The sequence below is a fragment of the Bradyrhizobium sp. genome, assembly GCF_049512235.1.
In the GTDB taxonomy this organism is placed as follows: domain Bacteria; phylum Pseudomonadota; class Alphaproteobacteria; order Rhizobiales; family Xanthobacteraceae; genus Bradyrhizobium.
Genome location: NZ_JBEKXH010000174.1, coordinates 1 through 12408 on the forward strand (window position 1 = coordinate 1; position 12408 = coordinate 12408).

Genomic DNA, 12408 nt, shown 5'->3' on the forward strand with positions numbered 1-12408 from the left:
GCGACTATTTCGGCAACTTCGACCCGTTCGGGGATTTCGATCTGATCTTCGGTGCGGCGAAGCAGAATCTGAAGATCATCGAGACCCCCATCCACTACAAGGCGCGCACCTTCGGCGAAACCCAGATCTCCCGATTCCGGGACGGTTGGCTGCTCTTGAAAATGGTATGGTTCGCCTATCGCAAGCTCAAAGCCGTTTGACCCGCGGATTGCCATGACCAGGATCGCGGCCGATTTGGATCGACGCCAGATTGTTCACCGCAGCCGGTGGCAGAAAAAGGGCGCGATCCGCCTGCTGTACCGCGATTTTCATCGGCGGCTGATCGAGAGCTGTCCCCAAGGTCGGGTGCTCGACATCGGCAGCGGCACGGCCCACATCAAGGATTTCAGGCCCGACATCCTATCGACCGACATCCTGCCGTTTCCAGGCATCGATGTGGTGGCGGATGCGCATGGCCTGCCGTTCCCAGATGGTTCATTTTCCGGCGTGGTCATGCTCGATGTTCTGCATCACCTGGAGCGGCCGATCGCGTTTCTCAAGGAAGCGTCGCGGGTATTGAAAGCGGGCGGACGCGTCGCCATGATCGAGCCGGCGATGACGACCATTGCGCGCAGATTCTATGATCGTTTTCACGGCGAGCCGGTGGATATGGATGTCGACCCGTTCGCGCCGGTCAAGATCGACCCCGATCGCGACCCGTTCGACGCCAACCAAGCCATCCCGAGCCTTTTGTTTGCGACGCCAGCCGCGTGCAGGCGAGTTGAAAACGAGGTGCCATCGATCCGCGTCCGCAGCGTCAAATGGTTCAGCCTGTTCGCCTATCCGATGAGCGGGGGATTTCAGAGCTGGTCCCTGATGCCGGCCGCGCTGGTTCGTTCCGTGCTGGCCTTCGAGGAGAAGGTACCGCAAGCGGTTCGAAGACAGATCGCGTTTCGTATGATGGTGGTGCTCGAACGCGTTGGGTGAATTGCAGGTCTGCGCTGAAGCGGGCGGCGTGGCGGCCGGACGGGCCGAAGCCGGTCACGACGATGGCATCGCCTCGTAGCGATGGGGCTGAAAGAAGGTCCCAAGGGCTTCCCACGCGGCAATCGGAACAAATCCCCTTGCGAACCCTTATTCGGAGGCCTCGGCCGGGAAGTTCAATGCCCGTTCAATCCCGGGGATGTCGCTCAAAATGCGTCACGGGTCGAGCCGCCATGGTTCATATTGCGGGCGGTGATTCGGGTAGGGCCCTCAGGGAAATGCTGCAAATCCATGACTATGGCGCGACGCGGCGATGAAGGTCTGGTTCCGTCAAGCGGTTTGCGCGCCAGGCGCATCACATTTCTGTCGGGGATGTGGCGACAAGGCCGCACCTCGATGCCAAATTTCTGAGGATTGACAGCCCACGGTCTTTTTATTTTGCAGTGCAGCAACTATCTGTTTCTGATGGGGTTACTGTGGAGTTAGTGAGTCTTGAGTCTCTCGCCAAGGAGCTGCCTTTGTCCCTCGCCCACAATATCGACTTCCTCCGACGTCTGCCAAAGCTGACGACCATCAATGGTTTCGGCGATTACGGGCGCGACCTGAGACCTGGCCGCAGCAGTCCTCTGATTGAAACCACCGAATTTGGAACCAATCCGGGCGGTTTGCGGATGTTCTCGTTTGTGCCCGATAGTCTGCAGCGGCCGGCCGGCCTTGTCGTGGTTCTCCATGGATGCGGTCAGACCGCCGCCAGCTACGATTTGGGCGCCGGCTGGTCCACACTGGCGAAACATTATGGTTTTGCGTTGCTGATGCCTGAGCAGCAGCGGTCGAACAACGCCAATGGCTGCTTTAACTGGTTCAATCCGCAAGACACCACGCGCGACAGCGGCGAGGTCTGTTCGATCCGGCAAATGATCGCACGGATGGTCGGGGACATCGGTCTCGATCAGCGTCGCGTCTTTGTTACGGGGCTTTCCGCCGGCGGCGCCATGACGTCGGCGATGCTGGCAACCTATCCTGAGGTGTTCGCCGGCGGCGCGATCATTGCGGGACTGCCGTTCGGCGTCGCCAGCAATGTGCGGGAAGCATTGAACGGAATGTTCCAGTCACCGTCGCGACCGGCCGGTGAATTGGGCGACCTCGTACGCAACGCTTCCGGTCATAAGGGCCCATGGCCGAAACTCTCGGTTTGGCACGGCAGCGCCGACCGCACAGTCAACCCCGCCAACGCCAATGAGATCGTCAAGCAATGGCTTGACCTGCACGGCCTGCCTGCGAGCCCGATGTCGGAGGGCACCGTTGATGGCTATCCGCGCCAGGTCTGGTGGAACGCGGAAGGCGAAACGATTCTGGAATCGTACACCATCACCGATATGGCCCACGGCACCCCGCTCGGGATCGCCGACAATGACGAGCGATATGGCGCGCAAGGTGCATTCCTGATCGAGGCGGGAATTTCATCCTCCTATCATATTGCAGATTTCTTCGGCCTGACCGAATGGATTCGCAAAGCCAAGGCGGCAGCCGAAGCGGCGAAGGAAACCGCGAAGATCATTCCGGTAGTTACTCCGCCACCGCCAGCGGCGCCGGCGCTGGCGCCGGATCGCACCAAGGTGGTGTGGCCGCGGCCTGCGCCCAAGCCCGCTCCCGAGCCGCCGCGCAAGCCGCGGCGACGCGCGATCAACGTCGGGGCCGTGATTACGCGCGCGCTGACGGCGGCGGGATTGATGAAGTAGTGGCGTTTGCGGCGTCAACGTCATGCCGCACGCGTCCCGCCCGCCCGACAACGGCGAAAGCGGTGGCGGCCGTGGCGGTTTGGTTCCGTCCGTGCAAAACATTTTTGCAATCGATCGCAGGACCTCGGGTTTGCAAGGGCGGTGACTGGCGGCTAAGTTTCGGCCGTAACACAGGCTGAACCTGGTCACCGACTGTCCCTGATGTTGAAGTTCAACAGTCCAACTTCTGCGGATTTTCTCGCCGGCGGCGGGGAAATGGGATCCTTGACGCGGGCCTATGACTGGCCTGCAAGCCCGTTGGGGCGGCCCGAGACCTGGCCGCAAAGCCTGCGGACGGCGGTGCGCATTCTGCTCAATACCAACCACCCGATGTTCATCTGGTGGGGCGAGGAGCTCATTCAATTCTACAACGACGCCTATCGCCGGACCATGGGCCCCGAGCGTCATCCGAGCGCGCTCGGCCAGCGTGGGCGGGAGTGCTGGGCTGAAATCTGGGACGTCATCGGTCCCCAGATCGAACAGGTGATGAGTGGCGGCGGCGCCACCTGGCATGAGAACCAGCTCGTTCCGGTGACGCGTCATGGCCGGCTGGAGCAGGTCTACTGGACCTATGGCTACAGCCCGATCGACGAAGACGACGGCATCGGCGGCGTGCTCGTCGTTTGCCGCGATGTGACCAAGGATTATCTGGCGTCCGTGGCGCTGCGCGAACGCGAAGCCGAACTCGCGCGCGTGCAGCAGCTCGGGCGGATCGGCGGGCTCGAGGTCGACCTGACCACCGGATTCCGCAATCGCCGGTCGCCGGAATACTTGCTGATTCACGGCCTGCCGCCGGATGCGGTCAACGAAACCCACGACGACTGGGTCCGGCGCATCCATCCCGAGGATCGCGAGGCGACCGAAAAGAAATTCCGCGACGCGGTCGCGGGCAGGCAGCGCGAGTACAGCGTGCGGTACCGGATTATTCGCCCCAGCGACGGCGAGGTCAGGTGGATTTCGGTCAAATCAACCATCGAGCGCGACGACGATGACAGGCCGATACGCCTGGTCGGTGCCCACACCGATGTCACCGAGCAGGTGATGGCCGAGCAGGCGCTGCGGCAAAGCGAAGAGGAATTCCGCACGCTGGCCGAAGCTGTCCCGCATCACATCTGGACCGCCCGGCCGGATGGATTACTCAACTGGTTCAATCCGCGGGTTTACGATTATTGCGGTTCTCGGCCCGGCGAACTCGACGGCGATCGATGGGGCAAGATCGTCCATCCCGACGATCTTGCCGGCGCGGTCGCCGCCTGGAGGGCGGCCATCGGCTGCGGCGAGCCATATGAGGTCGAATTTCGCTTGCGGCGGGCCGATGGTGCGTTCCGCTGGTTTCTCGCCCGCGCGGTCCCGGCGCGCGACCAACAGGGCCGGATCATCCGCTGGATCGGCACCAACACCGACGTCCATGACCAGAAGCTGATCGCCGATCAATTGGCCGAACTGAATGCGACGCTGGCGCAGCGGGTGGAGGAAAAGACCAGGGAGCGCGACCGGATCTGGAACGTGTCGCAGGACCTGCTGCTGGTCGCGGACCGCGGCGGCGTGTGGCGCACCGTCAATCCGGCCTGGACCAGGACGCTCGGCTGGAGCGAGGCCGAATTGTTGAACCGCACCTCGGAATGGCTGGAACATCCCGACGACAACGGTCTGACACGAGCCCAGGTCAAAAAGCTCGGAGCCAGCGCAGCCACCGTCAGGTTCGAAAGCCGCTTTCGCCACAAGGACGGATCGTATCGTTGGCTGTCGTGGACCGGCGTACCCGATCAGGATCATATTTATGCGGTCGCCCGCGATGTGACTGCGGAAAAGGCGGCGGCCGCGCGGTTGAAGGCCGCCGAGGAGGCCTTGCTGCAGTCGCGCAAGATGGAAGCGGTCGGGCAATTGACCGGCGGCATCGCCCACGACTTCAACAATCTCCTGACCGGAATTGTCGGGTCGCTGGATCTGCTGCAGACTCGTCTCGATCAGGGCCGCACCGAAAACGTCGCGCGTTACATCAATGCGGCGATGACATCGGCGAACCGCGCCGCCGCGCTCACCCACCGCCTGCTGGCCTTCGCGCGGCGCCAGCCGCTGGTCCCCAAAGGCGTCGACGTCAATCAACTCGTGGTGTCGCTGGAGGATCTGCTGCGCCGGACCATTGGCGAGACCATCGACCTTGAAATCATCGCCGCAAACAATCTGTGGTTCACGCTTTGCGATCCCAATCAGCTGGAGAGCGCGCTGCTCAATCTCGCCATCAACGCCCGCGACGCCATGCCCGATGGCGGCAAGCTCACCCTCTCAACCGCCAACGCGCGGCTCGACAGCGTGACCGCGGATACCCCTGCGCTGGTGCCGGGCGACTATATTTATATCGGCGTTACCGACACCGGCGTCGGCATGAGCGCGGAAGTCGCCGCGCGCGCCTTCGATCCGTTCTTTACCACCAAGCCGATCGGCCAGGGCACCGGACTTGGGCTCTCGATGATCTATGGATTTGCGCGGCAATCGAACGGCCACGCCACGATCGACAGCAAATTGGGGCGGGGGACATCGGTCAGGCTTTATTTGCCGCGTCATCGGGGCGAGGTCGCCGTGCAATTGGCCTCGGCGGTCCGGGCGGCGGAACACGCCGCCAGCGGCGAGACCGTTCTGGTGGTTGAGGACGAACCGGTCGTGCGCGGCGTGATCGTCGAAATGCTGGGAGAGCAGGGGTACCGGACGCTGGAAGCCGTCGATGGACCGTCGGGCCTTGAAATCCTGCGCCGCGGCAAGCGCATCGACCTGCTGGTCACCGACGTCGGCCTACCCGGCATCAACGGCCGCCAGCTCGCCGATCAGGCGCGGGAATTGAGGCCCGAGCTGAAGATTCTCTTCATCACCGGATATGCCGAGAGCGTGGCGATATCGGAAGGCTTTCTGCAGCCGGGCATGGAAATGATCACCAAGCCGTTCGACCTCGATCTTCTCTCGCAGCGCATTCGCGCGATGATTTCGGGGTAGCAGGCGGATACAAGTGTAAAATTTGAGACAAGGCCGCATTAGACGACGTCGCCGGCCGGCGCCTCACCTCGCGCCGGTGAGAAAGGGATTAGTCATCCGCTCCTGGCCGATGCTGGAGCCGGGCCCGTGGCCGCAGATGAAACCGACGTCGTCGCCGAGCGGCAACAGCTTGTCTTTGATCGACTGGATCAGCGTTGCATGATTGCCGCCGGGAATATCGCTGCGGCCGACCGAACCGCTGAACAGCACGTCGCCGACATGAGCGAAGCGCATGTCGGCATTGAAATACACCACGCTGCCCGGCGAATGGCCGGGGCAATGCAGGATGTCGAAGGTCAATTCGCCGATTCTGACCTGATCGCCTTCATTGAGCCAGCGGTCCGGCACGAAATCACGCACGCCGGTCATGCCGAACCGGGCGCCGCTTGTCACCACATTGTCGAGCAGGAACTTGTCGGCGATATCAGGGCCTTCGATCGGAACCTGCAGCGCCTCGCGCAGTTCGGCGGCGCCGCCGACATGGTCGATGTGGCCGTGGGTCAGCCAGATCTTTTCCACCGCGACATTGGCCTGCTTGATCGCGGCCTTGATCCTTGGAACGTCGCCGCCGGGGTCGATCACGACAGCCTTTTTTGTCGCCTCGCACCAGAGCAACGTGCAGTTCTGCTCGAACAGCGTCACCGGGATGATGACGGCGCCGGCTTTCGCCTTGGCTTTAGCCTGCTGGGTTTCGGATCGCTCGGTCATGGCAGCACATTGCCGATTTTTGGCAGGCCGCCAAGTCAAAGTTTCGCGCAGGTGGCGCAGGGCAGAGGCGGGGAATTTGCAGGCCCGGTCGTGAGGTACCTGCGCGGCCGCAAAGGCGCGGCAACAGTCAAAATACCGCCGACCCGGCATGGCCTCATCTTGGGCAGCTTGCCGGAATCGGGTAGGCTTTGCGGCGATGGAAAACCCCGCCCACAAGGTCAGTCTGGTGCCGCCGCCGGACCGCCGTCAGTCGGAGACCGCGCTCCGCATCGCGCGCGGTACCGCGCGGCTGTTGCGGTCGCTGGGATTTTCCTGCCTCGCGGAGGTGCCGCTGCCCTCGGGACGGCGCGCCGATCTGGTGGCGCTGAACGAGCGCGGCGAGATCCGGATCGTCGAGATCAAATCATCGATCGAGGATTTGCGCGCCGACCAGAAATGGCAGGACTACCGGGCGCATTGCGACCGGCTGTACTTCGCCTTCACCCGGGATCTGCCGTGCGAGGTTTTCCCTGCTGCGACCGGCCTGATCGTGGCCGATGCCTATGGCGCGCATCTGCATTGCGAGGCGCCGGAGCACCGGCTGCCGGCGCCGACCCGCAAGCTGATGACGGTGCGGTTCGCCATGTCAGCGGCGCAGCGGATCAACCGTCTCGTCGATCCGCAGGGCCATGGCGAGTTTTAGGCCGTGGGCTGACGTTCCGGCGTCAGAGCTTTCGGCCAAGATATTTTTCGACCTGCCGTCGTTCCCACTCAGCGCTCAGGAAAGGGACCTTGTCGAACACGCGCAGGCCGTGAAACAGCACGCCGACACCCCAGCCGGCGGCGATCCAGAGCACCCAAAAATAGTGCGGTGATGTGACCAGATTCACAATCGTGAGCAAGGCGATGACGATGGTGTACTGGGCGAGGTGGATATAAAAGCCCTTGAGTTTGCGCACGTGCGCCAGCGCGAGGGTTTCATCGGGGCTGATGCTCTGGCTCTTGGTTACGGGGTTCGGAGAGGCGGGGTTCCCGGTCGTATTCATTTCTGGCTCCTTCAAATGCGAAAAATCGATCTCAAAGGCCGCGCCCAGCGCTTTCAATGATTCGACGCTGGCGGTTTGTCCCCGTTCGAGGCGTTGAATGGTGCGAACGCTCAGGCCGCTCAACTCGGCCAGTTGCTCCTGAGACCAGCCGCGCTGCAGCCTGAGTTTCTGGATCAGCATGGGAGACCCTCGATCGACGAGCGAACATTTGCCTCGAAAGCGGCGGGTTGAACACGTCAGCGACCCGCCAACGACCCGACTTGGACCCGTCAGCGGGACAAAATACCACCAGCATGCCCGGGATGGGTATCGAAAGGGATGAAGTGTCGAGGCCGCCGCTGCACTAGCGGACGATCACGCCGAACCATCCGAGACCCGGATAGGTCTCGTAGCCGGGGGTGAGGTGAAAGGCCACCTGCGAGCCGGAGTGGTCCTTGTAGATGCCGCCGCGGCCGCCGTCGAGTTTCAGCGGGATGCGCTCGGTGAGCAGGCCCTGGCCGTCGGACGACGCGATCACGCGGAATTTCGAATCCACCAGCAGCACGCGGGCCTTGTCATCGTCGACCCGGACGCCTTCGACGATGGCACGGGCCTGGGTCTCCCAATCGAAATGAATCGCAAGCACGCCGAGCAGCTGGCCGTTGGCGTCGCCGCCTTTGCGCACGCTGGCGCAATAGGTCGCGACCGGGGCATTGCCGAGCAGCGGCTGACGCTCGATGTCGCCGGCGACGTATTCATCGCCGGATCGCAGCTTGAGCGCGTCGGAGAACCAGCGCGTCTGGACGACGTTCGCGCCCTTGACGTCGTAGAGGTCCGACCGGGCGCTGGCCAGCACATTGCCGTTGAGGTCGCACAGCCAAAGATCGAGATAGACGGTATAGGCGCGCATGATCACGGCGAGGCGCCCGGCGAGGTGGGAAGCATTCGCGGCGCTGGCATCGGCCGCGCAATCCACCACGGCGGCATCGGTGGCCCACCAGCGCACGTCGCAGGTGCGTTCATAGAGGTTTCGATCGATCAGCTCGATGGCGTTGAGCGCGAGATCTTTCATGCGCTGGCCGCGTGAACGATCGATCATTTTTTCGATCGATTGCATAAGGTTTGCGGTCCGGCCGGTCAGCTCGGTTTCCATCTCGCGGGAGAGCATCTCCACTTTCTGGCCTACGCCGCGGACTTCCTGCGCCACCACGGCAAAGCCCGCGCCGAGCGCGCCGACGCGGGAACTTTCGATCAGCGCGTTCAGCGCCAGCATTTTCATCTGGTTGGTGATCTGCTGGATCGACCTGGCCTTGGCGCGGGCGATCTGGTCAAGCTCGGCGGTCAATCGCGCGATCAGGACGGAAATATCCGATTCGTTTTCGCTTGCCGCGGGTTGCGAGGACGCGGCCATCATGTTGCTGATGCGATCAATCGCAGCGGCCATCGACCTGGTCCTTCTGCCGGCTGGGCTTCGATCTGTCCAGCCTTCGGCGCCGAACTCGTCGGCAACAAGATTTAGATTGTCCGTTTATCTCCGCATGTTGCCTAACGAGCGGTTATCGCCGAGACCTTCTGCAGTACGTAGAAGTGCGAGGAGGGTGCTGAAATGCGGCACTGGCCATACTCGCATCGGGCCATGCAGTTATGACGACACGCCCCGGATATGAGACTAGCGCGGTGCGCGCTTGGCCAGGATGCGCTGCAGGGTACGGCGATGCATGTTCAACCGGCGCGCCGTTTCGGAGACGTTGCGATTGCACATTTCGTAAATGCGCTGGATGTGCTCCCAACGCACCCGGTCCGCCGACATCGGATTTTGCGGGGGCTCGGACTTCTCGGTGCCGCTGGCGAGCAGGGCCGCGACGACGTCGTCGGCGTCGGCGGGTTTTGAGAGATAGTCCACCGCGCCCATCTTCACCGCGGTCACCGCGGTGGCGATGTTGCCATAGCCGGTCAGCACGATGGCGCGGGCGTCCGGGCGCTTGCGCTTCAGCGCCGACACCACGTCGAGGCCGTTGCCGTCGCCGAGCCGCAAGTCCACTACGGCAAAGGCCGGCGCTGCCCGCCCGATCTGCGCCAGACCATCGGAGACGCTGTCGCAGGAGGTTACCGTGAAGCCGCGGCTTTCCATGGCGCGCGACAGCCGTTCCAGAAATGGCTTGTCATCCTCCACAATCAGGAGCGAGCGATCGGTGTGGCCGGCTAGTTCGGCAAGGGCGCTCACGGTACGGGAATCCTCCATGTCGGGCTCCGCAAGATATGGCGTGGCAATGCGGTAGTGCCAAGGCCGCCCAATGATCGACCCCTTGGATCGCCGGCCCGGGTCTTAAGATGCTGGTTGGGTTGAGGTTTCTGCGGCCTCGAAGCGTTGGCGCGGCCACGCGATCTGAACCACGGCGCCATGATCGGGAAATATCCGGTTGGAGAAGGAGACCTTGGCGCCGGTGCGCTCCAGCAGCGTGCGGGCTATGAATACCCCGAGACCGAGGCCCCGGTGCCCGCTTTGGGCTTCATCGGTGGGGCGCCGGCGCGACAGATAGGGCTCGCCGATGCGCTTGATGATGTCAGGCGCGAACCCCGGTCCATCGTCTGATATCACGATCTCGACGGTCTCGTTATTCCACCACGCATTGACTTCCACCGTCGCCCGCGCGAAATCGACGGCATTTTCCAGGATATTACCGACACCGTAGAGGATCGCCGGATTGCGGGTGCCGACCGGCTCGCTTGCGCCCGCGACCGCGATCCGGACCTTGATGGCGACGCCGAAATCCCGATGCGGCGCCACCGTCTCCTCGATCAGCGTCGACAAGGGCATGCGGTCGAACGGCGCGCCGGTCGCCGACAGCTGGGTGATCTTGGCCAGGATATCGCGGCAGCGTTGGGCCTGCTCGCGCAAGGTCTTGATGTCGCCGGCGAACTGCTGGTTATCTTGCAAGCTGCGCTCCAATTCGCGCGAGATCAGGAAAATCGTCGAAAGCGGCGTGCCGAGTTCGTGCGCGGCGGCGGCCGCCAGACCGTCCAGCTGCGTCAGATGTTGTTCGCGGGTCAGCACCAGTTCGGTAGCGGCCAGCGCGTCCGACAGCTTGCGCGCCTCTTCGGTCACCTGGAACGCGTAAAGGCTGGTGACCCCGATCGCGAGCACGATCGAGAGCCAGACGCCGAACAGATAGATCGGCGGCAGCACCAGCGGGTCGTCGATGTCCCACGGCAGCGGCAGATGGAAGAAGACCAGCACGGAGGCGCAGGCGAGCGCGAGCGCACCGAGCGCGATCGTCAGCCGCACCGGCAGCACCGTCGCCGAAATCAGGACCGGGGCGAGAAACAGAAACGAGAACGGGTTCTGTAACCCGCCGGTAAAGAACAACAGGCCGGCCAGCTCGACGATGTTCAAGGCCAGCAGTGCCGCCGCATAGGCCGGTTCCAGTCGCTGCATCGGGTTGAAGGCGATCTGCAGCACCAGGTTGAGCAGGCAGGAGAGACCGACGATGGCGAGGCAGGGGACGACCGGGAGATCGAATTCGAGCCCCTGCACCACGATGAAAATGGCCGCGAGTTGCCCGAGTGCGGCCAGCCAGCGCAGCCGTAAAATCGTATCGAGACGGACATAGCGGCGCGGATGGCGAAAATCGGAGGCGGCGACGTCGGTCATGGCAGAAGTTTAGCCGCCCGCGGCCCCGACCACAAATTCGGACGTTCCAGCCGAGTTCCAGCATGCTCCTGAGAGCATTTTCCGGAAAGGTGGACACTGGCTTTCCGCAAGAAAATGCGACAAATAAAGGATAGCTGGCGCGCTTTCCGATGCAACGTCATCGGAAAGCGCTCTAGTCTTGCGCTTGCCGCCGCAATGGCCCAATGAACGGCCCGCATGGCGAGTAACGATATAGTCGGGTCCGGCATGGCCGCCGCAGATCCCAGCGGATCGGCGGCGATCGAGGTCGCGCACCTTACAAAACTCTTCAAGAAAACCCGGGCCGTCGACGACGTATCGTTTCGGATCGCGCGCGGCAGTGTGACAGGGTTGCTCGGCGGCAATGGCGCCGGCAAGACCACGACCATTGCCATGATCATGGGGCTGGTGCTGCCGACCTCGGGGCGGATCCAGGTGCTGGGCCGTGTGATGCCGGAGCAGAGCGCCGAGGTGCTCGGCCGGATGAATTTCGAAAGTCCCTATGTCGATATGCCGATGCGCCTCACGGTGCGGCAGAATCTGACGACCTTCGGCCGGCTCTATGCGGTCGAGAATCTGCCCGCGCGGATCGCGAACCTCGCGGCCGACCTCGATCTCGGCGACTTCCTCGACCGCGCCAACGGCAAGCTCTCGGCCGGGCAGAAGACGCGGGTAGCGCTGGCCAAAGCCCTGATCAACCAGCCCGAACTGTTGCTGCTGGACGAGCCGACGGCGTCGCTCGATCCCGACACTGCCGACTGGGTCAGGCAGCATCTCTTGACCTATCGCAGCACCCATGGCGCGACCATCCTGCTGGCGTCACACAACATGCTTGAAGTGGAACGGCTGTGCGACCGCGTCATCATCATGAAGCGCGGTCGCGTCGAAGACGATGACAGCCCTGATAAGATCATGGCCCGCTACAACCGCGCGACGCTCGAGGAGGTCTTTCTCGACGTCGCGCGCGGTCGCGTTCAGGACGCCGCGTCGTGAACCGGCTGGTGTTGCCAGGGGGGATCGCCCCGCATCGTATCGGCGCCATGATCCTGCGCTATTGGTACCTCCTGCTCTCGTCCTGGCCGCGGCTTTTGGAATTGATCTACTGGCCGGCGCTGCAGATCATCACCTGGGGCTTCTTGCAGAATTATATATCGCAGAATGCCGGGTTTTTCGCCCGCGCCGGCGGCACCCTGGTCGGCGCGGTGATCCTGTGGGACATCCTGTTTCGCGGCCAGCTCGGCTTTTCGATCTCGTTTCT

The 12408-nt window shown here is 63.0% G+C and carries 10 protein-coding genes and 2 pseudogenes; 7 read left to right on the forward strand and 5 right to left on the reverse strand.

Features of this window, described 5'->3' with window-relative positions; translation table 11 throughout:
• From ABSG20_RS17290 to ABSG20_RS17305, 4 genes and pseudogenes are all read left to right on the forward strand, one after another.
• Positions 1-200, forward strand: a pseudogene (locus ABSG20_RS17290) (glycosyl transferase); the annotation flags it as partial.
• Between the two features lie 13 nt (positions 201-213).
• Positions 214-966 carry a class I SAM-dependent methyltransferase gene (locus tag ABSG20_RS17295; RefSeq protein ID WP_423865731.1) on the forward strand — a complete coding sequence of 251 codons (753 nt, stop codon included), beginning with the start codon at positions 214-216 and terminating at the stop codon, positions 964-966.
• Positions 967-1481: 515 nt separating this feature from the next.
• A complete protein-coding gene (locus ABSG20_RS17300) occupies positions 1482-2702 on the forward strand; it encodes an extracellular catalytic domain type 1 short-chain-length polyhydroxyalkanoate depolymerase (RefSeq protein ID WP_423865732.1) in 1221 nt (406 codons plus the stop codon).
• A 201-nt stretch (positions 2703-2903) separates the two neighbouring features.
• Positions 2904-5729 carry a hybrid sensor histidine kinase/response regulator gene (locus ABSG20_RS17305; RefSeq protein ID WP_423865733.1) on the forward strand — a complete coding sequence of 942 codons (2826 nt, stop codon included), beginning with the start codon at positions 2904-2906 and terminating at the stop codon, positions 5727-5729.
• A gap of 63 nt (positions 5730-5792) precedes the next feature.
• Here the strand turns inward: ABSG20_RS17305 and ABSG20_RS17310 are convergent, their stop codons facing one another.
• Positions 5793-6476, reverse strand: a complete 684-nt coding sequence (locus ABSG20_RS17310) for an MBL fold metallo-hydrolase (RefSeq protein ID WP_423865734.1) — start codon at positions 6474-6476, stop codon at positions 5793-5795.
• 196 nt (positions 6477-6672) lie between these two features.
• Here ABSG20_RS17310 and ABSG20_RS17315 point away from each other — a divergent pair, with 196 nt between their 5' ends.
• Positions 6673-7158, forward strand: coding sequence for an MmcB family DNA repair protein (locus ABSG20_RS17315; protein ID WP_423865735.1), 486 nt, complete (start codon positions 6673-6675; stop codon positions 7156-7158).
• Between the two features lie 22 nt (positions 7159-7180).
• Here the strand turns inward: ABSG20_RS17315 and ABSG20_RS17320 are convergent, their stop codons facing one another.
• From ABSG20_RS17320 to ABSG20_RS17335, 4 genes are all read right to left on the reverse strand, one after another.
• Entirely contained in the window at positions 7181-7681 is a 501-nt protein-coding gene (locus ABSG20_RS17320) for a 2TM domain-containing protein (RefSeq protein WP_423865736.1), read from the reverse strand.
• A gap of 163 nt (positions 7682-7844) precedes the next feature.
• A complete protein-coding gene (locus ABSG20_RS17325) occupies positions 7845-8924 on the reverse strand; it encodes a methyl-accepting chemotaxis protein (protein ID WP_423865737.1) in 1080 nt (359 codons plus the stop codon).
• A 225-nt stretch (positions 8925-9149) separates the two neighbouring features.
• On the reverse strand, positions 9150-9704 hold the full coding sequence (locus ABSG20_RS17330) for an ActR/PrrA/RegA family redox response regulator transcription factor (protein ID WP_423865740.1): 555 nt from the start codon (positions 9702-9704) through the stop codon (positions 9150-9152).
• Positions 9705-9806: 102 nt separating this feature from the next.
• Positions 9807-11132: an ActS/PrrB/RegB family redox-sensitive histidine kinase gene (locus tag ABSG20_RS17335; RefSeq protein WP_423865738.1), complete on the reverse strand. Its 1326-nt coding sequence runs from the start codon at positions 11130-11132 to the stop codon at positions 9807-9809.
• A gap of 216 nt (positions 11133-11348) precedes the next feature.
• Here ABSG20_RS17335 and ABSG20_RS17340 point away from each other — a divergent pair, with 216 nt between their 5' ends.
• Positions 11349-12143 carry an ABC transporter ATP-binding protein gene (locus tag ABSG20_RS17340; RefSeq protein ID WP_423865739.1) on the forward strand — a complete coding sequence of 265 codons (795 nt, stop codon included), beginning with the start codon at positions 11349-11351 and terminating at the stop codon, positions 12141-12143.
• 47 nt (positions 12144-12190) lie between these two features.
• Positions 12191-12408 (forward strand): annotated as a pseudogene (locus ABSG20_RS17345) (ABC transporter permease); the annotation flags it as partial.